At 31.4% G+C, this 24497-nt stretch carries 23 protein-coding genes; 10 read left to right on the top strand and 13 right to left on the bottom strand.

The window, feature by feature from the left end:
- The first annotated feature begins 201 nt into the window (after window positions 1-201).
- Window positions 202-5121 carry a LamG-like jellyroll fold domain-containing protein gene (locus GFJ99_RS08765; RefSeq protein WP_153208386.1) on the top strand — a complete coding sequence of 1640 codons (4920 nt, stop codon included), beginning with the start codon at window positions 202-204 and terminating at the stop codon, window positions 5119-5121.
- A 51-nt stretch (window positions 5122-5172) separates the two neighbouring features.
- Here the strand turns inward: GFJ99_RS08765 and GFJ99_RS08770 are convergent, their stop codons facing one another.
- From GFJ99_RS08770 to hisS, 3 genes are all read right to left on the bottom strand, one after another.
- Window positions 5173-5685: a MepB family protein gene (locus tag GFJ99_RS08770; RefSeq protein ID WP_153208387.1), complete on the bottom strand. Its 513-nt coding sequence runs from the start codon at window positions 5683-5685 to the stop codon at window positions 5173-5175.
- An 11-nt stretch (window positions 5686-5696) separates the two neighbouring features.
- On the bottom strand, window positions 5697-6044 hold the full coding sequence (locus tag GFJ99_RS08775) for a hypothetical protein (protein ID WP_153208388.1): 348 nt from the start codon (window positions 6042-6044) through the stop codon (window positions 5697-5699).
- A 200-nt stretch (window positions 6045-6244) separates the two neighbouring features.
- Window positions 6245-7669, bottom strand: a complete 1425-nt coding sequence (hisS, locus tag GFJ99_RS08780; protein ID WP_153208389.1) for a histidine--tRNA ligase — start codon at window positions 7667-7669, stop codon at window positions 6245-6247.
- Window positions 7670-7915: 246 nt separating this feature from the next.
- Here hisS and GFJ99_RS08785 point away from each other — a divergent pair, with 246 nt between their 5' ends.
- A complete protein-coding gene (locus GFJ99_RS08785; RefSeq protein WP_153208390.1) occupies window positions 7916-9157 on the top strand; it encodes an ABC transporter permease in 1242 nt (413 codons plus the stop codon).
- A 137-nt stretch (window positions 9158-9294) separates the two neighbouring features.
- On the opposite strand, the gene prmC is transcribed toward GFJ99_RS08785, so the two are convergent.
- The 3 genes from prmC to GFJ99_RS08800 are packed head-to-tail and all read right to left on the bottom strand — an operon-like array spanning window position 9295 to window position 11609.
- The gene (prmC, locus tag GFJ99_RS08790) at window positions 9295-10176 is read right to left on the bottom strand and encodes a peptide chain release factor N(5)-glutamine methyltransferase (protein WP_153208462.1); all 882 of its coding nucleotides are present in this window, start codon (window positions 10174-10176) and stop codon (window positions 9295-9297) included.
- Window positions 10166-11098: a hypothetical protein gene (locus GFJ99_RS08795; RefSeq protein WP_153208391.1), complete on the bottom strand. Its 933-nt coding sequence runs from the start codon at window positions 11096-11098 to the stop codon at window positions 10166-10168. Before GFJ99_RS08795 ends, prmC begins: the two co-directional genes overlap by 11 nt.
- A 34-nt stretch (window positions 11099-11132) precedes the next feature.
- Complete coding sequence (locus GFJ99_RS08800; protein ID WP_153208392.1) at window positions 11133-11609, bottom strand: GNAT family N-acetyltransferase; 477 nt, start codon at window positions 11607-11609, stop codon at window positions 11133-11135.
- A gap of 81 nt (window positions 11610-11690) precedes the next feature.
- Between GFJ99_RS08800 and ribD the strand changes: the two genes are divergently transcribed.
- From ribD to GFJ99_RS08820, 4 genes are read left to right on the top strand one after another with little or no spacing between them, the layout of a single operon-like run.
- Entirely contained in the window at window positions 11691-12731 is a 1041-nt protein-coding gene (ribD, locus tag GFJ99_RS08805) for a bifunctional diaminohydroxyphosphoribosylaminopyrimidine deaminase/5-amino-6-(5-phosphoribosylamino)uracil reductase RibD (RefSeq protein ID WP_153208393.1), read from the top strand.
- Window positions 12728-13330, top strand: a complete 603-nt coding sequence (locus tag GFJ99_RS08810; RefSeq protein WP_153208394.1) for an HAD-IA family hydrolase — start codon at window positions 12728-12730, stop codon at window positions 13328-13330. Before ribD ends, GFJ99_RS08810 begins: the two co-directional genes overlap by 4 nt.
- 7 nt (window positions 13331-13337) lie before the next feature.
- Window positions 13338-14198 (top strand): DMT family transporter, encoded by an 861-nt coding sequence (locus GFJ99_RS08815; protein WP_162523957.1) that lies wholly within the window; start codon window positions 13338-13340, stop codon window positions 14196-14198.
- 1 nt (window position 14199) lies between these two features.
- Window positions 14200-14814, top strand: a complete 615-nt coding sequence (locus GFJ99_RS08820) for a YigZ family protein (RefSeq protein ID WP_153208395.1) — start codon at window positions 14200-14202, stop codon at window positions 14812-14814.
- 4 nt (window positions 14815-14818) lie between these two features.
- On the opposite strand, the gene GFJ99_RS08825 is transcribed toward GFJ99_RS08820, so the two are convergent.
- Window positions 14819-15220, bottom strand: a complete 402-nt coding sequence (locus GFJ99_RS08825; RefSeq protein ID WP_153208396.1) for a thioesterase family protein — start codon at window positions 15218-15220, stop codon at window positions 14819-14821.
- 203 nt (window positions 15221-15423) lie between these two features.
- On the opposite strand from GFJ99_RS08825, the gene dnaA reads away from it, so the two are divergent.
- The 3 genes from dnaA to GFJ99_RS08840 are packed head-to-tail and all read left to right on the top strand — an operon-like array spanning window position 15424 to window position 18049.
- Window positions 15424-16851, top strand: coding sequence for a chromosomal replication initiator protein DnaA (gene dnaA, locus GFJ99_RS08830; protein ID WP_153208397.1), 1428 nt, complete (start codon window positions 15424-15426; stop codon window positions 16849-16851).
- A gap of 3 nt (window positions 16852-16854) precedes the next feature.
- Window positions 16855-17310, top strand: a complete 456-nt coding sequence (locus GFJ99_RS08835; protein WP_153208398.1) for a low molecular weight protein-tyrosine-phosphatase — start codon at window positions 16855-16857, stop codon at window positions 17308-17310.
- 4 nt (window positions 17311-17314) lie between these two features.
- Window positions 17315-18049, top strand: a complete 735-nt coding sequence (locus tag GFJ99_RS08840) for an SAM-dependent methyltransferase (RefSeq protein WP_153208399.1) — start codon at window positions 17315-17317, stop codon at window positions 18047-18049.
- A 1-nt stretch (window position 18050) separates the two neighbouring features.
- Here GFJ99_RS08840 and GFJ99_RS08845 read toward each other — a convergent pair whose 3' ends face one another.
- The 5 genes from GFJ99_RS08845 to dapF all read right to left on the bottom strand — a co-directional run bounded on the left by GFJ99_RS08845 (window position 18051) and on the right by dapF (window position 22230).
- Window positions 18051-18701 (bottom strand): peptidoglycan-binding protein LysM, encoded by a 651-nt coding sequence (locus GFJ99_RS08845; RefSeq protein ID WP_153208400.1) that lies wholly within the window; start codon window positions 18699-18701, stop codon window positions 18051-18053.
- Window positions 18702-18798: 97 nt separating this feature from the next.
- The gene (locus tag GFJ99_RS08850; protein WP_162523958.1) at window positions 18799-19671 is read right to left on the bottom strand and encodes a DUF2279 domain-containing protein; all 873 of its coding nucleotides are present in this window, start codon (window positions 19669-19671) and stop codon (window positions 18799-18801) included.
- 121 nt (window positions 19672-19792) lie between these two features.
- On the bottom strand, window positions 19793-20833 hold the full coding sequence (gene mltG, locus GFJ99_RS08855; RefSeq protein WP_153208402.1) for an endolytic transglycosylase MltG: 1041 nt from the start codon (window positions 20831-20833) through the stop codon (window positions 19793-19795).
- Between the two features lie 11 nt (window positions 20834-20844).
- The gene (locus GFJ99_RS08860) at window positions 20845-21375 is read right to left on the bottom strand and encodes a GNAT family N-acetyltransferase (RefSeq protein ID WP_153208403.1); all 531 of its coding nucleotides are present in this window, start codon (window positions 21373-21375) and stop codon (window positions 20845-20847) included.
- A gap of 66 nt (window positions 21376-21441) precedes the next feature.
- Window positions 21442-22230, bottom strand: coding sequence for a diaminopimelate epimerase (gene dapF, locus GFJ99_RS08865; protein WP_153208404.1), 789 nt, complete (start codon window positions 22228-22230; stop codon window positions 21442-21444).
- Between the two features lie 123 nt (window positions 22231-22353).
- On the opposite strand from dapF, the gene GFJ99_RS08870 reads away from it, so the two are divergent.
- Window positions 22354-23733, top strand: coding sequence for a Do family serine endopeptidase (locus GFJ99_RS08870; RefSeq protein ID WP_153208405.1), 1380 nt, complete (start codon window positions 22354-22356; stop codon window positions 23731-23733).
- 61 nt (window positions 23734-23794) lie between these two features.
- On the opposite strand, the gene GFJ99_RS08875 is transcribed toward GFJ99_RS08870, so the two are convergent.
- Window positions 23795-24430: an acyloxyacyl hydrolase gene (locus tag GFJ99_RS08875; protein ID WP_153208406.1), complete on the bottom strand. Its 636-nt coding sequence runs from the start codon at window positions 24428-24430 to the stop codon at window positions 23795-23797.
- Window positions 24431-24497: the final 67 nt, after the last annotated feature.

Genomic DNA, 24497 nt, shown 5'->3' on the forward strand with positions numbered 1-24497 from the left:
TTTAAAAAAACCATACAGTTATTAATTTGCAATCCTTTTTGTAGTATTTTTTTCCAAACTTTACTCTAATAAATAGCTTAAAGAAACAAACACTATTATCAACAGATTATGAACTGAAAAATATTACCAAGAATTTTCCGTAATAAATTTTAAGCTCTCGATGCTAATAATGTCATTTCTTTAAAAAAAAGACATTTTATTATGGAAAAAAAATTCACCCTAGAGCACCGTAAAATAGTTATTTCTATTTTATTTTTTTTCTATGTAGCAATTGGCAATGCTCAAGTACAAATTAATTATCAAGGTTTTGATAGTACTATAGAAGATACTTGGAATTATACCTCAACACTCAATACAGGTACAATTCAAACCAACACGTCTACTTTTGTTTCTACACCTAATTCATTAAGATTGGGCGGTTCTGGGAGTTCTTCTCCAGATGACCCTTTTATAACACTAGATAACGTTGATATAAGTTTATACACAAATGTATATTTAAAAATCTATTTTTCATCAAACGGCTCACCTGATGATAAAGATGACTTATATCTAGATATTTCATATAATAATGGAGTTACTTACGCAACTTCTGTAAAACTTATTGATGGCAAAACGAGTACTTCTTCAGATATTTACTCATTTACTCATAGTGCGAGTTCTGGAAACACAGTTGGTTCTCCTTATATATTTTCAGTTCCTAGCGGAAATACTCAAATAAAAGTAAAAATACGATTTGACGAAAATAATGGACAAAATAACACCAATGACTTCTATTTTATTGATAACGTTAGTCTGTATGGAAATAGTATTGGAAATCATTTTAATGTATTAGGTTTAAACGATTTATTAGTTGCGCACAATTCCTCTGCTATTTTAGCAAATGGCACCGATTTTGGAGAAACTCAAATTTACACCGATCCAGTTACTAGAATATTTACCATACAAAATACAGGAACAACAACTATTAATTTAACAGGAAGTCCTTTAGTAGAAATTATTGGAAGTACCGATTTTACTGTTACTGTAAACCCTAGTAGTTCTATTATTGTAAGTAATTCAACAACATTTGAAATAGAATTCAACCCAACTACAACCGGAATAAAAACAGCTCAGGTTTCAATCGCAAGTAACAGTGACGATGCGAATCCTTATTTATTTGAAATTATAGGTAGTGGAATACAAACTTTTTTTGACAGTGATGGTGATGGTATTTTTGACAATGTAGATATTGATGATGATAATGATGGAATTCGTGATGATATTGAAGAATCAAATTGCAATTCTTTAACCGGAAATAAAATCAATTATAAATTTCTAAACGAAACATTTGGGGCTGGATCAAGAACTACAATTAATACAACCTACGATGCTTTAACCACTTACTGTTTTGAGGACGGAACCGTTGGAATAAACACCCCTGAATGCCCAAAACAAGATTTAACTGACTTAAACGATGGAAAATATACAGTAGGTCAATCAGCTCAAATAGCATCATGGGCTCCAACATATTGGTATCTTGGTGGAGATCATACAGGGAACCTCAACGGAAGAATGGCAATATTTAACGCTTCTTATACACCTGGAATTTTTTATACTGCAACTATTACTGGGGCATTACCTAACATACCCATTACTTATAGTTTTTGGGTAATTAACTTAGATAGAACAGATGCGCCAGGAATTGCAACACGTTTACGCCCAAACGTGCGAGTTGAATTTAGAGACATGAGTAATAATTTAATAACATTTATAGAAACCGGTGATATTCCTCCAACAACAGCTGGTAATTTAGCTGGAGATTGGCAACATTTTACAGCAGATTTAAATTTAAACGTAAGTGCTTTTCGTGTAATTTTTATTAACAACGAAACTGGTGGTACTGGTAATGATTTAGCCTTAGACGATATTTTAATTTCTCAAACATTATGTGATTTAGATGGAGACAATATTGCCGATGTTTTTGATTTAGATTCAGATAATGACGGAATTCCAGATGTTGTTGAAGTTGGTTTAGGAAATCTATCAGATGGAAAAGCCTATTTACACAGTTGGGTTGACACAAATTTAAACGGCATGCATGATAGTGCAGAATCAAACATTGTTCCTGATTTCGATGGAGATGGAGCTCCAAATTATTTAGATTTGGATAGCGATAATGATGGTGTATTTGATGTTGATGAATCGTGGTCTGAAAATATAAATGCTTATGTAGGTTATGAAAATGGAGATGGAGATATTAACGGAGATGGAAGCGGAGACGGACCTGAAACAGAAACGTTTAGAAATAAAGATACTAATGGAGATGGAATTCTTGAGGGCTTTGGCGATGGAATTTTAGACATATATGATTATGCTGTAAATATTTATGGTAACTATGATCAAGGAACTAATATTGCACCTTTTAATTATTACGTAAAAGATACTGATGGAGATGGAAATCCAGATTATTTAGATGTAATGTCTAACGGATTAACTTTTGATATTTCACAAACACTTTATGCCCATTTAGACACCAATAATGATGGAATCATTGATGGAAATACCGATAGTGATGGAGATGGAATTTTAGATGCTTTTGACACCAATAATAGTGTATTTGGTTCTCCAAGAAACTTAGAAAGAAAACTATTCTTATCCTTTGACGGTAGAAACGACTATGCAACAGATGACAATATTATTATAAATTGGGAAAATGCTACTTTAATGGCTTGGATTAACATTAATAATGCATTTACTTCTGAAGGAGTTGTTGTTGGTCAAAATAAATTTCAAATTAAAATAACAAATTCTAAACAAGTTGAAGTTATTGGCAACGGAGTTTCTCTAATTAGTAGTGAAATCTTAAACACAGCACAATGGATTCATGTTGGAACGGTTTATGACGGTACAAATGAAACACTGAAATTGTTTATTAATGGAGAAATGGTAAATAGTACATCTGTTTCCGGAGTTATCTCTTCTGACACTTCACTATTTACTATTGGGAAAAATGCAATTTCAGATACACAATTCTTTAAAGGCAAAATAGATGAAGTACGATTATTTGATATCGCTTTATCTGATTCACAATTTCAAAAAATAGTGTATCAAGAAATTGAAGAAAACAGCAACCAAGTTAGAGGAGCTATTATTCCAAAAGATGTTCCAAACTTACTTTGGCCAAATCTAATTCGCTATTATAGAATGGATAACTACAAAGACGATGTAATTGACAATCATGCTACATTAATTATTGATACAACTCCCGGAGCTAAAATTTTTAATGTAAAAACAATTGCTCCTCAAGAAGCGCCAATGCCATTTATTACAGAACAAACGGGTGATTTTGCCACTGCTTCTCACTCAATTTCAAAACAAATTCGTGGCTTAGATGTAAATGATTACGATTGGTCAATTATTCAAGTAAATCATAATATTACATCTAATTCTAACCATATCGACTTAGGAATGTTTGTTAACGCAAGTGCTAGAATAGATGTTATTAACGACACCAAAATACAAAATGATTGGTATTTAAAATTAGATGGCATAATTGATTTACAAGAGTATTCGCAATTACTACAAACAGATGATAGCGATTTAGATCCTGCAAGTATCGGAAGTATAGAAAAAGACCAAAAAGGGACAGGAAACTTATATAATTACAACTATTGGTCTTCTCCCGTTAGTTCTGTTGTAAGTAGTACCGAAAACAACACCGGATTTACAGTTGGAAATATTTTGCGAGATGGAACCAATCCTGCGTCGCCTCAAACAATTACGTGGATTGCTGGTGTAAATGGCGCTTCAAGCCCTATGAGACTTGCAAGATATTGGTTATATAAATTCACCAACTTAACATCTGAGTATGCTAATTGGCAACAAATTACAGAAAACACATTACTTAAATCTGGTCAAGGGTACACAATGAAAGGAAGTGGTATTGTAATACCTCCAAGTGTGTTGGCTCAAAATTATGTTTTTTCTGGAAAACCAAATAACGGATTAATCAATAATACTGGAATTCAAATAGGAATTAATAATATTAACTTAGTTGGAAATCCATATGCATCAGCGCTTGATGCAGATGAATTTATTATAGACAACTTAAGCGCTATTACTGGATCGCTATATTTTTGGGAACATTATACTTCTAATAGCACTCACGTTCTATCAGGATATCAAGGTGGTTATGCTACCAGAAATTTAGTAGGCGGTGTTCCTCCTGTTTCCCCAGCATTAATAAGCGGATTAGGTTCAAGTTCTAGAATTCCTGGAAGATACATTCCAGTAGCACAAGGCTTTTTTGTAAAAGGAAATACAAATGGCGGACAAATTATATATCAAAATAGTCAACGTAAATTTGTTAAAGAAGACAATGTAAACTCAAACGAAATGTTCAGAACACCAAATCAATCTCTTAGTTTAAACAATAATAATGATGTAGAAGTTATTCCAGATTTATTTTCTAGAATAAGATTAGGCTATACGGGGAGCACTAATTATCACAGACAACTATTAATAGGTTTTATGAACGAACATGCAGACGATAGCTATAATTTAGGCTATGATGCCGAAATTATAGATATTCAACCAAACGATATTTATTTTCAAGCAGGAAGTTACAAATTAGTGATTCAGGGAGTTGGATTCTTTAACATAAATAATTCTTATCCGTTAACCCTAAAATCAAGTCAAACAGGTTTGGTTAATTTCATGATTGATGGATTAGAAAATTTTGACCCTAACCAACCTATTTATATTCACGATAACAGTAATAATACTTATTACAACTTAAGAACTTCAAACGCAAGTATTACTATACCTGCGGGAGAAATAACCAACAGATTCTCACTCAGATTTACTAACGAAACACTTTCATCAACTGACTTTGATTCAATGCCAACTACTGTGTTTTTTAATACGACAGAAAATAATATAGAAATTAAAAACAACCAAATTTTGGAAATTGAAGAAGCTACATTATTCTCTCTTTTAGGTCAAAAAATAAGTAATTGGAAAATAAATAGTTCCGAAAAAAGCATAAAAATACCTGTTAAAAATATTGAAACAGGGGTTTATATTGTAAAATTAAAAACAACTGACAACCTTTATTTTAGCCAAAAAATTATTGTAAAATAATAAAAAGAAGACAACTACAGATTAATTACTCTCTAAAAAAAACGGGTACTTTTAAATTAAAAGTATCCGTTTTGCTAATTCTACATCTACCCTATTTTCTTCTTTAATATGAATAAAGTAATTAGTTTGCCATTCTTGTGTATGCTTAGCTGTTTTGTTTAATGGCTTATCCCAAGGAGCATAAACTCTAAATCCACGCTTTCCACCTTTTCCATTTAAAGATATAATTCCTTTCGAAACTAATACTGGTTTTGGAAAGACAAATTGACCGAAATTTTCTGAATCTCGTACTGAAATAATCATAAAATCTAAAGAATCAGCAACATCAAAAGGAACTGTTATCCCATTATAATCTCTTTTCCAAACAGCAACAAACTGTCCAATTTTTGCAGGAGTAATGTTAGCAACACGAAATTCAATTCTTTTATTATTTAATTCAAAAGTACAAGCACTATAATTGTTGCTCTCAGTGCTTAGAAGTATGTTTTGCAATTGAAAACCACATTTAATATAAAGTAACTTTTTAGTAATTTGTAAATCGTCTAAAAAAAATTCTGATGACATTTATCGGAAAATTAAATTTTAAAGCGATCACCCAACCTCTTACCAATCAAATAGGCAATTCCAATTCCTAAGATTAAAATCCATAGATTCATAAAAACATAAAACGCATACACTATTGGATTTTCTTCAGAATTAAAACAAAAATTTTCAATTAAAAAACAAAAATAAGTAGCTTCTTTAGAAAACTGAGACAACGCAAAACTCATTAAAAGTGTAATTCCGATAGCCGAAAAAATATAAACCACATTTTTATTCATTGGCTTTTTTCCTGTTGGCTCAAAAACATTTCGTTCAGCTTCAGAACGTTTATTGTTTTGAAGTGACCAAATTACTTTTTTTGCTTCGTCGTCTACATTCATATCAAAAATCAATTACAAGTTCAAGGGCAAAAATCAAAATCAAGTTCAAAAATCAAAAACAAATTCAAACTCACTTAAGTGAAACGCTCAGTGTATCTCTAGTCAACACAATCAAAATAAAAAAAACTCTGTGTAACTCTGTGTAAAAAAAGACACTTTTCAGTGTAACAAGTTTGTGTTTAGCAAAGTTCGACTTAATTTTATTGCAATAACGTAACTAATGTTGCAAAATCTACTTTTTGCTGCTCACCTGATGCTAAATTTTTAATAGCATACTGATTGTTAAGTATTTCCTCCTCACCTACTAAAACTGTGAAAGGAATTCCGCGTTTATCGGCATGTTGAAATTGTTTTCCAATTTTTGCATTATCAGGATATAATTCTACTTTTATTCCGGCTTGACGCAATTTTCCAATTGCTTGCATTGCGTACAAAGCTTCTTTATCTCCAAAGTTTAAAAACAACGCTTTTGATGTCGCTAAAACAGCTTCTGGAAATAATCCAAGTTCTTCAATTACTAAAGCAATTCGGTCTAAACCAAATGAAATTCCAACACCACTCATGTTTTTCAATCCAAAGATTCCGGTTAAATCATCATAGCGACCACCACCACCAATGGAACCCATTGCCACTCCTTTTGGCGCAGCAACTTCAAAAATAGCACCAGTGTAGTAATTTAAACCACGAGCTAACGTAACATCTAAATCTAAGAAAGCGGTTTGTAAACCTAAAGTCGAAACATTATCACAAATAAATTGTAACTCATTAACCCCTTTCATTCCTTCTTCAGAATTTGCTAATAAAACAGCTAATTTTTGTATTTTTTCTGAAATAGTTCCTGTGAAATTAAATAAAGGCTGTACTTTTTCGATAGCGGTTTCCGAAATACCTTTTTCTAACATTTCTTTCTTCACGCCATCCTCACCTATTTTGTCTAATTTATCTAAAGCTACCGTAAAATCAATTAATTTATCCGAAGCACCAATTACCTCAGCAATTCCAGATAATATTTTACGGTTGTTAATTTTTATAGTCACTCCGTTTAATCCTAATTGCGAAAAAACCGAGTCATATAATTGCACCAACTCTACTTCTTGCCAAAGCGAATTCGAACCCACCACATCGGCATCACACTGATAAAACTCTCTAAAACGTCCTTTTTGAGGTCTATCGGCACGCCAAACAGGTTGAATTTGGTAACGTTTGAACGGAAACTCAATTTCATTTTGGTGTTGTACTACGTAACGCGCAAATGGAACGGTTAAATCGTAACGAAGGGCTTTTTCAGAAATTTTAGATGTAAACTGATTTAATTGAATTAGTTCTTCTTTAGAAATATCTTCTGCTGATTTTACTTGTAAATCGTCAATTGAATCTGGAATTTCAATTTTATTTTTATTGAAAAAATAATTACCCGAATTCAAAATCTTAAAAATCAATCGATCGCCTTCTTCGCCATATTTCCCCATTAAAGTTTCTGAATTTTCAAACGAAGGTGTTTCAATCGGTTGAAAACCAAATTTCTCAAAATTGGTTTTTATTGTACTAAAAATATAATTACGTTTCGCTACTTCTGCAGGCGAAAAATCTCGAGTTCCTTTAGGTATGCTTGGTTTTTGAGCCATCTTTATAATGTGTCAATTTGAAAATATGTCAATCAGACAATTTTAATTATTTTGAAGTGCAAATATCGGATATATTGTGGAGTTTAAAAAATCAAATCAAACATTTCAAAAATTGAAGTGCTGTTTTATTATTGTCAATTCGAGCGGAGTCGAGATTCATTCATTAAAAAGTTCTCGACTTCGCTCGAACTGACAAAATTCTCACTTTAAACTGTAACAAAAAAAAGATTTTTTAGTCTTATAGTTATGGTAGGATTATTTAAAGAAAATACAAAAATTGCGCTTGATTCTATTAAAGGTCAGGCTTTACGTACTTCATTAACTGTAATGATTATTGCTATTGGAATTACCGCTTTAGTTGGAATTCTAACCGTAGTTTCTGCTTTAGAAAACACTATTTTAAAAGATTTTGCTTCAATGGGAGCCAATACTTTTTCAATTAGTAGATATGATTTTTCTTCCGAAATTAATCAGAATGATGCAGAACAACGTGTAAATCCTATTATTAGTTATCCAGAAGCAAAGGCTTTTCAGGACAAATATAATTTTCCTTTTACAAATACATCCTTATCTTTTACAGCAGGTTCTGCAATTGAAGTAAAATATGGCGAAAAGAAAACCGATCCAGAAATTTCTATTGTAGGAATTGATGAGAATTTTTGTCCAAACAAAGGATTAGAAGTGGTGAAAGGCAGAAACTTCAATTCATTTGATATATCTAACAATAATTATGTATGTGTTTTAGGTTCTGATTTTGAAAAAGGTTTATTTGAAAACATTAATCCTATAGATAAAATAATATCTATTCGTGGTGCTAAATTTAAAGTTATTGGCGTTTTAAAAGAAAAAGGATCTACGTTTGGAAACAGTCAAGATTTACGCGTAATGATTCCTATTCAAGTTGCACGCTCATTATTTTCTGCTCCTAATATTAATTATGATTTAGATGTCATGGTAAATAACGAAGCATTACTTGATGAAGCGGTTGATGATGCCATTATTACCATGCGAAGAGTTCGAAAACTAAGTCCGGTTTCAAAAGATAATTTCGGAATTGAACGAAGTGATGATTTAATCCAAACCTTACTTTCAAACACTGCTGTTCTTGGAATTTCGGCATGGGTTATTGGAATTATCACCATTTTTGGTTCTTCTATTGCTTTGATGAATATAATGTTAGTTTCAGTATCTGAAAGAACTAGAGAAATTGGAATAAGAAAATCTCTTGGTGCGAAAAGAAGCACCATTGCTTGGCAGTTTTTTACTGAAACATTAATTATTGGACAAATAGGTGGAATTGTTGGAATAATTTTAGGAATATTAATTGGATATGCAATTGCTACTGCAATTGGCTTTTCGTTTGCAATTCCTTGGATGGCAATTATTTGGGCTTTTGTAGTAACATTTGCCGTAACTATTCTTTCAGGATTAATTCCGGCTTTAAAGGCTGCTAAATTAGACCCTGTGGAAGCGTTGCGATATGAGTAATTAGTGATTAGTGATTAGTGATTAGTGATTAGTGATTAGTGATTAGTGATTAGTGATTAGTGATTAGTGATTAGTGATTAGTGCAAAATTACTTTTTACTTTTTACTTTTTACTTTTTACTTTTTACTTTTTACTTTTTACTTTTTACACTTAATCATTCGATCGTTACCATAGATATCCTTCTTCAAATCGATGTTTTTGAAACCTAGATTTTTTAATAATTCAACGGTTTCTTTTCCTAAATACTGATTAATTTCAAAGAATAACAATCCGTTTGGTGATAGGTTTTTTAAAGCCAATTGCGCAATTTTTCTGTAAAAAAGTAACGCATCGGTATCTTCTACAAATAGTGCTAAATGCGGTTCAAAGTCCAATACATTCTTTTTGATTTCTTGCTTTTCTAAATTGCGAACGTATGGCGGATTGGAAACGATAATATTGTAGGAAGATGGATTATGGCTGATGGCTGATGGCAGCTTAAATAAGTCTTCAACTTCTAATATATTAGCTTCAATGAAATTGACTTCAACCTTATTGGATTGAGCATTTCTTTTAGCTACTGCTAACGCTTTTACAGAAACATCAATAGCAGAAACATTGGCTTGTGGTAAATTCGCTTTTAATGAAATTGGAATACAACCCGTTCCCGTTCCGATATCTAAAATGGTGATGGGTGTTGGGTAATGGGTAATGGGTGAATTTAAAATCCATTCTACCAATTCTTCTGTTTCTGGTCTTGGAATTAAAGTGTTTTCATTGACTTCAAATTGCAAACCGTAAAACCAAGCTTCACCTGTGATATATTGAATGGGTTTTTCTTGTTGTAATTCAGATAAAATAGCATTCCACCTTTTAACATCATCTTCTGAAAGCTCAAAATTCGGATTCAAAGCGACATCTACTCGCTTTAAGTTGTGCAAATATTCGGTTAAGATGAAAAAGAAACTTTCAATTTCTCGCTCGTCTTGTATGCTTTTCAGTGAATTGAAAAAGTGGGTTTTTAGCTCTTTAATTACCATTTTGCTTCTTGTATTTCCTGTATTCTCTTTGCCAATATTCATAAACAAAATCTTGATAAGCCCTTGTTGGTAAACCAACGGCAATTCTTCTCTTATCTAAATTTTCATAATCATTTATGCGATCAGGCCCAACATTTTGATATATTCCATAATCAAAAACACCATTAATTCTTAAGTTACTATCAATTAAATCGCCATAAATACTTGCAGGAGCCCTACCCCTTCTAATTAAATCTAAAAAAATAGGTTTCCAATATTCCGCTCTTTCACTATTAATATGCATAACTAAAACAGAAATTTCTGGGTCGAATTCGTCTACATCATAATTACCAACTAAATTTATAGAGTAATTTGGATAACAATCACAATTCGCTACTATTTTTTTCAACTTCTCATTATTGACACTATCAACTATTTTCGCTCCTTCTGCATCAAAACCATCGACCCTTACTCTTTGATCTTCTATGGACATAAAATTCAATTCTTTTCGTAATTGAAAATCAACTTTATTTGAGTAATTTTTAAAATATTTTTCAGCGTTATTTTTAATTTTCTTCCATCGCTTGTAAGTCTTTAATTCATGAAAAACAGAATCGTTTTCAATATAACTGAACTTTGTTCCAAATTCTTTTAATGTAAATTCAATGTAATTTAAAGCTTCTTTTTGTTTACCCAATTTAACTGCACACGCAGCCAAAATTGTGGGTTCATAAATTCCCATTTGATTCAATAACGGGCAATTCTTTTCAGCTATTTTTAATAAATCATAGGCTTTTTGATAATTTTTATTCAAATATTCATATCGCGCTTGATATACAAACTGATAGTAATTATTGATGTAATCATATTCTTCGTTAATTTTCTTATTTTGAGAAAAACCAACCACTGAAATTAATAAAAAAAACAAAAATTTAATCTTCATACTTCTTGTCTTAATACTTAATACTCAAATCTTACTACAACTTCTTAATCATCCAAACTTCACAACTATTATGTCCTGTGTTTCCCATTGGACCATCGATATTTTCGAAACCAATTCTTTTGTAAAGTTTTTGAGCGGTTGTCATAAAAGATAAAGTTTCTAAATAACAGATTTCAAATCCTTGAGTTTTGGCATATTCTAAACATTTTTCAATGATTTTCTCGGCATAACCTGTTCCTCTGATTTCGGGAGCAAAATACATTTTTTGTAATTCACATACCGAATCATCACCATTTTCTAAAAGCGCCACACCACAGCCTCCCACCACTTTTCCATCGTGTTCCACTACATAATACACTGAACGAGGCGCTTGATAGACTTCATATAGTGTATCTAAAATTGGATCAGCATAAGCCGTTCCTACTTTTGGCGCATCTAATTCATGAAAAATAGCACGAATTACCTTAGCAATCGACTCATTATCTTTTTGTTGGATTTCTCTAATTAGCATAGCATTTTTATTGTTGGGTAAAAGTACGTAAATTGGTAGAATCGATTATTAATTCTATCTTAAAAATACTACTTTTGTATTATGACGACGCACGAATTTTACATGAAACGCTGTATTGAACTCGCCAAAAATGGTTTGGGAACTACTTATCCAAATCCGTTAGTAGGAAGTGTGATTGTACATGATGGGAAAATTATTGGAGAAGGCTGGCATAAAAAAGCTGGCGAGCCTCATGCGGAAGTCAATGCTGTTAATTCGGTTAAAGATAAATCGCTATTAAAAGAAGCCACGATTTATGTAAGTTTAGAACCCTGTAGTCATTTTGGAAAAACACCTCCATGTTGTGATTTAATTATTGCAAATGAAATTCCGAATGTAGTTATTGGAACGGTTGACCCGTTTGCAAAAGTGGCTGGAAACGGCATTAAAAGACTAGTTGAAAGCGGTAAAAATGTAACCGTTGGCATTTTAGAAGACGAATGCAACGAACTCAACAAGCGATTTTTTACTTTTCATCAAAAACAAAGACCTTATATTATCCTGAAATGGGCTGAAACCGCTGATGGTTTTATTGCTCCTATTTCGAAGGAAGAAAAAAGTCCTGTTTGGATAACGAATCCATATTCCAGACAATTAGTTCATAAATGGCGCACAGAAGAACAAGCTATTTTAGTTGGAACGAATACCGTTTTAGAAGATAATCCGAAATTAGATGCGCGTGATTTTTCTGGGAATAATCCAATTCGAGTTGTTTTAGATAAATCAGGAAAAGTATCAAAAAACTATCATGTTAAAGATAATTCACAAAAGACAATTTTTATAACAGAAAGTGAAAAATACGCGTCAACAGAAAATTGTAACTACGAAAATACTATCTTTGATGTTAACCTTGTTCGTTCTATTTGTGATATTTTGTATAAAAACAACATACAATCTATTATAATTGAAGGCGGAACTAAAACTTTACAAACATTTATAGATGCAAATTTATGGGATGAAGCTAGAGTTTTTAGAGGGAAAAAAATATTTCAAAACGGTATTATTGCACCTATAATCTCTGGAAATCCAGTGGCTCGTTTTGACATAATAAATGATGAACTTAAAATTTTCAAACAATTATGATTGAAGCAATTATTTTTGATTTTGGCGATGTATTTCTTAATTTAAACAAAGAAGCTGTTGAAACTGAATTTAGAAAATTAGGGTTAACTGAATGGCATGACGACTTAGATCAATTAAATAAAAAATACGAAATTGGAAAAATTGATGAATTAGAATTCATGCAAGGTTTTCAAAAACACCTTCCGAATGTTGATTTAATCGATATTAGAACTGCTTGGAACTCAATTATAGGCGATTTTCCTTTGTATCGTTTAGAATTTTTACAAATGATTGCATCAAAGTATCGTTTATTTCTTTTAAGCAATACCGATTACACTCATATTGAAAAATTTGAACACAAAGAAGGTCAAACTTTTGCACGCGATTTTTACAGTTGCTTTGAAAAAGTATATTTTTCATATGAAATTGGGATGAGAAAACCCAACGAGGACGCATACAAATATGTAATTCATAATCATAATTTAAATCCCAAAAAGACTTTATTTGTTGATGATAAAAAAGAAAACACAGATATTGCAGAACAACTTGGATTACAAGTTTGGAATCTACAAGTAGGCAAAGAAGATGTAATTGAACTTTTTGATAAAAAAATAATATAACAGCTAAGTGATCTATTTATTATTAAGCATCATTTTTAATGCTTTACTTTTTGTAATTATAAAACTTTTTGCAAAATTTAACATCGACGCATTACCCGCATTAGTTATTAATTATATAGTAGCTTTTGGAGTTGGGTTGTTTTTTTTAGACCAACAAATAAATCCACAATCAGTCATTGAAAGTAATTGGTTTTATGGAAGTGTTTTATTAGGATTAGTTTTTATTGGCACTTTTTATGCTACCACATTAACATCTCAAATAAACGGATTATCTGTAGCATCAGTAGCTTCAAAAATGTCGGTTATAATTCCTATTAGCCTTGGTGTTCTTTTGTATAATGAAACTCTTGGAATTATTAAAGTTATTGGAATTATTTTAGCATTAATTGCAGTTTATTTCACTTCAAAAAAAGAAACAGGCGAAATACAAAAAATAAGTAATTTAATATATCCTATTTTAGTTTTTTTTGGAGCCGGAACTATTGATTCAAGTTTAAAATACCTTCAAACACATCATGTTGCATCAAATGAAATTGGTTTATTTTCATCCATAACATTTTTATGTGCTTTTAGTGTTGGTCTCTTAATTTTAACCATTCAAGCAATTAAAGGTCAATTTAAACTGAATGGCAGAAATATTTTAGGCGGAATTATTTTAGGAATTCCAAATTACTTTTCTTTATATTTTTTAGTAAAAATGTTAGAAGCAAAAGCTTTTCAAAGTGCCACATTATTTACGATTCACAATATTTCAATTGTTATTGTTTCAACCTTTGTGGGAATTCTTTTTTTTAAAGAAAAAATTTCAATTCGAAATGCTTTTGGGATTGTATTGGCTTTATTTGCACTTTATTTAGTTACTTATTAAAATGGAGCTTTCAGATAACGATACCTATAAAACCATAAATCTTCCGTCAGAAGAAGTGCTATTCAAAGAAAAAAACAGTAAATTTTTTGGATATGCATATCCTGTAACAACAGAAGAGGAAATTAAAGAAATTATAGAGCAACTTAGAAAAGTACATTTTTCAGCCAGACATTGGTGTTATGCGTATCAAATTGGTGCCGAAAAAATACAATATCGCGCTAATGATGATGGCGAACCAAATAATAGTGCCGGAATGCCAATTTATGGACAAATTCAGTCGTTTGAAGTTACAAACATACTAATTGTAGTAGTGCGTTATTTTGGAGGCGTAAAACTGGGCGTTGGCGGATTAATCTCTGCTTATAAAACCGCCGCCCAAATGGCATTAGAAAATGCAGTTATTATTGAAAAAACAATTAACAAACATTTCGTTATTTCTTTTGGTTATGCAAACATGAATAAAGTAATGCGAATCATTAAAGAAAAAAATTTACAAATAATTTCTCAAAAAATGGAAATGGATTGTGAAATTGAAATCGCAATTCGAAAAAAAAATGTCCAAAATCTTTTGGACACTTTTGAAAGTTTGTACGAAATTAAATTAACCGAAATTTAAAATTTTATAACGCATTTATCTTCTCCGAAACATAACTTGGAGGCAACATTGGACGTCCTGTTTTCATGTCTACAAACACCAACATAGAATAACCCGTTGTTAACAACTCATTTGCTTCATTGTATATTACGTAGTCAAATTCTATCTTCACAGAAGTCTGACTTTTAAAAATTGTTTTAACGGTTAGCAAGTCATCATACCGAGCAGGCTTTTTATAATTCATGGTTAAAGTTACTACAGGCAACATTACGCCGTTTTCTTCCATCCATTTGTAAGAAACCCCCATATTCCTTAGCCATTCCACGCGTCCCATCTCAAAATATTGGGCATAATTACCATGATAAACAACTCCCATTTGATCTGTTTCGGCATAACGCACACGAACTTGAAACTGATATTCTTTCATATTAAACTAACATTAAATTAATCTTAAAAAATTACCTACAAGGCTTACAATTTTTTTTTCGAAAAATCAATAGCAAAAAAATTTTTTTTAAAGAAATTTGTTCACATATTTGCTATCCCGAAAAACAAGAACAGAATATTCGTTCTGTTCGCTTTTGTAAACTATACAAAACACTAATAAACAAATAATAATTAATTGAATTTATGACAAAAACTGCGCAATCGGTATGGAACAACTGTCTGTCTTTTATAAAAGACAATATTCAAGACCAAGCATTCAAGACTTGGTTTGAACCTATACAGTCAGTTGAGCTTAACGATAACGCGTTATCTATTCAAGTACCTAGTAAATTTTTCTACGAATGGTTAGAAGAACACTATGTAAAATTATTAAAAGTAGCCCTAACAAAAGAGTTAGGTCCGGGCGCAAAGTTATTGTATAAAATTAAGATGGAAAACACTTATGGCAATAAACTTCCATTTACTGAGCAAATTCCAAGTTACAACAGAACAGCGGTAAAACCTCAGGAAGTCGATGTGCCAATTGTTAACAAAAATCCAGAATTAAAAAATCCGTTTGTTATTCCAGGAATTCGTAATTTAAAAATCGAATCGCAATTAAATGCTAATTATAGTTTTGATAATTTTCTTGAAGGAGATTCAAACCGTTTAGCAAGAAGTGCTGGTATGGCTGTTGCTAATAAACCTGGCGGAACTTCATTTAATCCATTGTTAATTTTTGGTGGTGTTGGTTTAGGGAAAACGCATTTAGCGCATGCTATTGGTGTTGAAATTAAAGATAAATATCCAGAAAAAACCGTGTTGTATATTTCGGCTGAAATATTCACACAACAATATATCGATTCTGTTAAGAAAAATACTCGTAACGATTTTATTCATTTTTATCAATTAATTGATGTTTTGATTATTGACGACGTACAATTCTTATCAGGTAAATCAGGAACACAAGATGTATTTTTTCACATCTTTAACCATTTACACCAAAATGGAAAACAAGTAATTTTAACTTCCGATAAAGCTCCGGTTGACATGCAAGATATTGAGCAACGCTTATTATCTAGATTCAAATGGGGATTATCTGCCGAATTACACCAACCCGATTACGAAACTCGAATTTCTATCTTAAAAAATATTTTATTTAGAGATGGTGTTGAAATTCCTGACGAAATCGTAGAATATGTTGCTAAAAACATCAAATCAAACGTTCGCGAATTAGAAGGTGCTATTATTTCTTTAATTGCACAATCTTCATTTAACAAACGTGAAGTAAACCTTGAATTAGCAAAACAAGTAGTTGAAAAATTCGTTAAGAATGTAAAACGTGAAATTTCAATTGATTACATTCAAAAAATTGTTTCTGATTATTTTCAATTGGATGTTGAAACTCTTCAATCCAAAACCAGAAAACGTCATGTAGTTCAAGCAAGACAGTTAGCTATGTTTTTTGCAAAGAAATTCACAAAAGCTTCTTTGGCAAATATTGGATCACAAATTGGAGATAGAGACCATGCAACGGTTCTTCATGCTTGTAAAACAGTTGACAATTTAGTTACTACAGACAAACAATTCCGAAAATTCGTTGACGATATCAACAAGAAATTATCGCTATAAATAATGGCTACTAAAATCTTAATGGTTTGCTTAGGAAATATTTGCCGTTCTCCTTTGGCAGAAGGCATTATGCATTCTAAACTTTCTGAAGATTTTATAGTGGATTCTGCAGGAACAGGCGGCTGGCATGCTGGTGAATTACCTGACAAACGTTCTGTTGCCACAGCAAAAAGCAAAGGCCTAGATATTACCAACCAAAGAGCTCGACAATTTAAAAAAAGTGATTTTGATACTTTTGACCATATTTTTGTAATGGATAATTCCAATTACAAAGATGTTATGGCGTTAGCACCCAATGAAGAAGCAAAATCGAAAGTCAAACTTATTTTAAACGAAATTTTTCCTGGTGAAAACGTTGATGTTCCCGACCCGTATTATGGCGGTCAAGATGGTTTTGAAAACGTTTACAACATGTTAGACAAAGCTTGTGAAGAAATTGCAAGAAAACTTAAGAGATAATATCATGAAATCGAATACTTTAGGCAAACTCTATTTAATTCCCATTACATTATCTAATCCTGGTGAAACTACGGTGGTTCCTGAAGATGTTTTACCACAAACCATTAAAAGAGCAATTGATTTTATTGATTATTACATTGTAGAAAACGAAAAAACGGCTCGTAAGTTTATAAAAAGTATTCATCCAGAAAAGAAACAACCTGAATTAAAAATTTCGGTATTAAATAAGCATACAGAAATTACAGAGCATAACGAATTTATTCAACCTTTATTAAACGGAGCAAACATTGGCTTAATGAGCGAATCGGGTTGCCCTGGAATTGCCGATCCTGGGGCTGTGATTGTGAAGTTAGCGCATGAAAAAGGAATACAAGTAGTACCGTTAGTTGGCCCAAGTTCTATTTTATTAGCTTTAATGGCAAGTGGAATGAATGGCCAGAGTTTTGCTTTTAATGGCTACTTACCTATTGATAAAAACGATAAAAAACAAGCATTGAAAAATTTCGAACGTATATCGCAAGATAAAAATCAATCGCAATTGTTTATTGAAACTCCGTATCGTAATAATAAATTAATGGAAGATTTGTTGCAAATTTTACAACCAAATACGTATTTGTGTGTGGCTTGTGATATTACTTTACCTACAGAATTTATAAAAACTAAAACGGCTAACCAATGGAAAAAAGAAAAGGCCGATTTACATAATCGACCTTGTATTTTTATTATTCACAAAATGTAAATTATTCTAAAACTACTTTAGCATTTACATCTGGTTTAATGTGTGAAATATCGTAGTTTGAAAATTTTCTGATGTAGCTTGACAATGAAGTTCCAAAACCATCTTTAAAACCATTTCTTCCGTTACTTCGCAAATATTTTTTTACTGAACTTGCTCCACCTAAATGTGCTGCTGCCACTAAACCCGATTCTGTAATTTCAACACCGTTGATAATTCTACCTGAATATTTATCAATTTCTTTACGTAATTCCCACTTATTACGTGCAATTAAAGCTTCAAAAGCTTTATCCTGCCATTCTGCGTTACGTAAAAATTCTTGAAAATCATATACACCTACAGTTCGTAGTGTACTTCTTCCGAATTGGTATTTTCCCATGTATCCGTATGGATTCACTAAATGCAAAATACCTCTTGACTCTTTGTAAGCCATTTTTTGAGCAAAACCAGCAAATGATTTACCAACGTGTGGTACTTTAACTGGAGTAATCTCTTCGTTTTCGTTTTCGTTTTCATTTGGAACATGATATTTAATAACCTCATTGTTCGTTAAATGAAACCCTTCCAATTTTTCTTCTTTAAAGGTTATAAAACCTGAAGATACAACTAATACTAGGAGTGTCAATCCTATAAAATACGACCTTTTTTTTATCATGAATTGTTATTTCTCAGCGTCTGTCACCCCATCTGAAATTACCGGTGCAAATATACAAAAAAAATTATAATATTGATTTACAGCGTGTTAATCTTTTCTAAAAGTAGATAAAGTGCGCTTTAACTCCGTTAAAATCATCATATTGCAAAGTTGGAGCCGGAATTTTTATGGTATTAAAAATAGAAAAAAGTGTCTTCAAAAAATTTGATTTTGTACTAATTTTCGTCAAATCTACATCCAAACTAAGATAAAACTGACGATATGGGTTTTGAATTATTCCATTTTCAACCGCTTCTTTATTTTTGCCATATAACATACCTTCCGCTCCATGACCAATAGCAACATTTAACCATTTAGGAATAAAGTTGTCTTTTGTAAAAGAATGAATATTAAAAGACAACCAATAGGTTTGACCATTATAATCTTTTAAAAGTTGTTCATTAAAAGAGACTCCAAGGGTTTCTGGCCGTTGCGAAGCAAAACTAGTTTGATGAAATGAAAATTTTGGTATAATGCGTTGTTCTTCCCAAAGTAACTCTTGTGATACATAAAGAGCGGTTCCTGAAATATTCGCTATAACATCTCCTGTTGAAGCGCCCCATTCTTGAGAAAATCCATCAAATACTTCAACTACAGTTAAAAATCCTAATCCTAGAGTAGCACCATAAATTAGTTGTTCTTTTTTAGAAGCGCCACTCCAATACAACATATCAGCACCAACGCTACCTAAATGATAAGCAGAATACATATGTCCTAACTTATCCATTTGCAGCCATTGATTGTTATCATTGATGAAATGAAAATTTGATTTTGGATAATCTTTGTACCAAAGTTGGTTTAAACCAATTAAAGTAGCTCCCAAAAAAACAGATTCTCCTACATAAACACCAGTTCTTCTTGGTTTATTGAGCGTGTCAGAAGGTTTTAAGAAAGTATTGATGTCGGATTGCGCCTGAGAAAAAACAGACACAAACAAAAAAATGGACAGCAAACTAGCCCTGATTGTAATGAAAATCCTATGCTGCAAGCATAGATTGAAATGGAAAGCAGGAAAATGGTTTACTGATAAAGCCCAATCCATTCGCTTAAAATTATCTGTTAATTCCCAATTTACTTACCCAATCTGCATATTTTTTGGCATTAACTTGATGCGCTTCATAACTAGAAGCAAAAGCATGATAACCTGGTTTATCTGGATTGGCACAAAAATAAATATAATCGTGATTTTCTGCATTTAAAACAGCATCAATAGCTGAAACATCTGGCATAGCAATTGGACCAGGAGGCAAACCTTTGTTAATATACGTATTGTAAGGTGAATTTATTCGTAAATCGTTGTAAAAAACTCGTTTAATTTCTTGATCAAAATCGCCAGAACGTTTTTTAATTGCATAAATAACCGTAGGATCTGCCTGAAGTGGCATATCTTGGATCAAACGATTTAAGTAAACACCAGCCACCGTTGGTCTTTCATCTACTTTAGCCGTTTCTTTATGAACAATAGAAGCTAAGATATACACTTGAATAGGGGTTAAATTTTTAGCTTTTGCTTTTTCTAAACGTTCGTTATTCCAGAAAACTCGATACTCTTTTGATAATTTTTTAGCAATTTTTTCGGCCGTTGTATTCCAATAAAATTCATATGTATTGGGTATAAAAAGAGCTAAAACCGTTTCTTCTGTTAAACCATTTTCTTCTAAAAATGGGGTATTTGTAAACGCTACTTCTAACTTTAAACTATCTGGTTCTAATTGAGTAGCCAAACGTTGAACTAATTTACCTAAAGTTTCTTGATTGTTAAATGCTACTTTAACAGGAACATTTAGACGTAAACTTCTAACAATATCAAAACTAGTCATGTTTTTTTTCAACAAAAACTTGCCTGATTTTATATTCGTAGCGTAATTTCTTGAGGTCGCAACAAAATCAAATTTATCAATATCTTTTAATAAAGGAGATAACATTTCTTTTACCTCTTCATAGGAAGCATCGGTTGGCACATAAACAAACACCTCATCTTGTGCAAATTGGGTATTAGCAGTAAATGCTTTAAAATAAACAAATGTTCCTAATATAGTTGCTATTACTATCCCAGCTACAGCTACTATTGAAATAAGTTTTTTTACGTTCAAGGGGTGCAGTTTTAGTATTTATTGATTAATTGATATAAAATTTCATCTTCATATTGATTGTTCATTTTATTCCAATCTTTTTTAACTCCTATTTTTTCAAAGCCAAATTTAGTAAAAAGAGCTATACTAATTTCATTATTACTCCCAATATTTGCATATAATTGATGTAATTGCAAATGATGAAAAGCATAATTAATAACAAGTTGTAATGATTCTGAACCAATTCCTGAATTTCGATTCGTTTCATTTGAAATAACAATACCAACACCAGCTCTATTATTTTTAGGATCAAAATCGAACAAATCGATTAATCCGATTGTTTCAAAACTACCAGTTAAACAAATGGCTAAACGTAATTGTTTGGCTTCATAAATATCTTGATGTGCATTTTCTAAATACTGACGAATTAAAAAACGACTATATGGTGTTTGTGTATTGCTCACTTCCCACACCGATTCGTTATTTTCTATGGCATAGATAAAATCCAAATCTTCAGGTTCGAGTGCGCGTAGGTATATATTAGTTCCTTTTAATGTTATCATTATCAATTACAAGTTCAAATACAAGTTCAAATACAAGTTCAAAAATCAAAAATCGTTACTCTTCAATCAAAATTCTAAATCAATTTTACCTTCAAAAACAAAAGTAGCAGGTCCAATTAAGAAAACATTGGTATAATTTCCCTTATCAACATCAAATTGCACTTTTAATTTTCCGCCTTCAACATTCAAATCTATAATATTATTACTTGTTTTTCCGGTTTGATGCATGGCAATAGCAACTGCTGTTACACCTGTTCCACAAGATAAGGTTTCATCTTCTACTCCTCTTTCATAAGTGCGAACAGCAAAAATGTCATTTTCTAATTGGCTTACAAAATTTACATTACTACCTGCATCTCCATACAAATCAGAATATCGAATTTTAGCGCCTTCTGTTTTAATATCCAATTCAACTAAATTGTCTACCAATTGCACATGATGTGGCGAACCCGTATTTAAAAAAGTATAATTTTCTTGTTGATTAACGGTATCTACATCTTTCATTTGTAGGGCTACAATTCCTTTAGCATCTATAGTTGCGTAATGATAACCATCAACCGCTTCAAACTCTGCTTTATGATCAATAACACCGATTTGTTTAGCAAATGCAACCAAGCATCTACCTCCATTACCACACATCGAACTTTCATTACCATCCGAATTATAGTAAACCATTTTAAAATCATATTGTGGATGGTTTTCCAATAAAATCAAACCATCACCACCAATACCAAATCTTCTGTCACAAAGTTGCTTAATTAAGTTAGTATCTTTTTTTGGAAAAAATTCAGATCGATTATCAATCATTACAAAATCGTTTCCAGTTCCTTGATATTTATAAAATGAAATTTGCATGGTAATTAATTTACACAAAAGTACAAATTATTAATAAGATGTTAAACATTGTTAATCGAGCGTTAAAGTGATTTTATGAATTATTTTTTATTTTAATTTTGAGTAAACAAAAATATAGAAATCATGAAAAAATTTGGAAGTTTAGTATTCGTATCATTATTTAGTGGTGCCGTAACATTAGGCGCTTACAAATTCTTTTTAGAACCAAATAACGCAGGCAAAATTACACTTGCATCAACTAATTACGCTAAAAATGTAAGCCTAGGAGCTGAAAACATAGATTTTACAGCTGCAGCAGAAAATACAGTTCACGCAGTTGTACACGTAAAAAATGTAAGTGTATCAAAAGTTCCTGGTAATATTATTGATTTTATGTATGGTTATAGAGGCGACAGAGAACAAACGCAAATTGGTACAGGTTCTGGAGTAATTATTACCGAAGACGGCTATATTGTTACAAACAACCACGTAATTCAAGATGCTACGGAATTAGAGGTTACATTAAACGACAACAAATCGTACAAGGCTAAATTAGTTGGAACCGATTCTAAAATGGATATTGCGCTTTTAAAAGTAGATGCTGATGAAAAATTACCCTATGTGGTTTTTGGAGATTCTGATGCTATTAAAGTTGGCGAATGGGTTTTGGCAGTTGGGAATCCGTATAACTTAAATTCTACTGTTACCGCTGGAATTGTTTCGGCAAAAGCTAGAAATTTATCAAACAACGGCATTCAATCTTTTATCCAAACCGATGCTGCAGTTAATCCTGGAAATAGTGGTGGTGCCTTAGTAAACACCCGTGGCGAATTAGTAGGAATTAACACCATGATTTCTTCGCCAACAGGAAGCTATACTGGTTATTCGTTTGCTGTTCCTTCAAATTTAACTAGAAAAATCATAGAAGATTTAATGCAGTTTGGAAACGTTCAGCGAGGTGTTTTAGGAATTGAAGGCGGAGAATTGAATTCAAACTTTGCAAAAGAATTAGACATAAAAGAAACACAAGGCTATTACATAAATAAAGTGACAAAAAATTCTGGAGCTGAAAAAGCAGGCTTAATGAAAGGCGATATCATCATAAAATTAGATAATAAAAAAATCAATGGTTTTGCTGAATTATCAGCTTATATTAATACAAAACGACCTAACGATATAATACAAGTAAGTGTATTACGAGATGGAAAACAAAAAACACTTCCTGTAAAGTTAACCAAAAAAGAAATTTTGAATTACGAGTTCAATGGAATTGAGTTTGAAGACATTGATGCTTCTGATAAAAAACAATTTAATATAAAGGAAGGTATCAAAATTAAAAAAGTGAATAATCCTGAATATGCAGAATATAGCGATATTTTAGATGGTGCAGTAATTTTAAGCATTGATGGCAACAAGGCAAAAGATATGGAAACGGTGTCTAGTTATTTGGCAAAAAAAGAAAACCAAAAAGCAAGATATCAAATCATTTCCAAAAACGGTCAAATGTATAGTATCATCATGTAAAATTCAAACTAAATTCTTTTTAAATATAATCGCAATACTTAATAGGTGTTGCGATTTTTCTTTAATTGAGCTCAAAATAGGTTCCAAATTCAAACCCAACGGAATTTAGTCCAAAATTTGGCTTTTGAAGATCTGCATTTGAAACATGTCTAAACACACATTTTGTATCAAAAGATACATTTTTCAACCTATAATTATAGCCGAAGGTCAATATATCACTAAAAGCAAATCCTTTCTTTAATCGTTCTGTATCAGTATCAATATACATTGGACCCGAGTTTAATGTTGCAAATACTGATGAATTTAAATTTAAATATCGTCTGTATACAACTCCTACATTTAAAACATATTCATTCATCGATTTTAGAGGCATGAATTTAGCTCTAAGTTCATCACCATTTTCAACTGTATGACTAATAAACCAATAATTTAACAACTGATGTTTGGATCTATAATAACTTGGCTCAATTAAGATTTCCCATGAATGTTTTCTCTTTTTAGAGATATTAAAATGATTAGAAAATTTAATACACTTTGTTTCATAAGTATAATCTGAATCTTGATTTATAAAAGTATTTTGAGAGGCATAACCAAAAACCAAACCCGTTCTTAACCACTTATATTTAGGAATTGAATCTTGAGAATAACCAAAACCAAAAAACAAAAGGCAAAAGATATATATGAATTTTAATTTCATTTCATTTTTTTTCAAAAATAGAAAAATAAACAAAATAAAAAGAGCGATTTAAAAATTCATTTTATAA

It is taken from the genome of Flavobacterium sp. LMO6 (assembly GCF_009495795.1).
In the GTDB taxonomy this organism is placed as follows: domain Bacteria; phylum Bacteroidota; class Bacteroidia; order Flavobacteriales; family Flavobacteriaceae; genus Flavobacterium.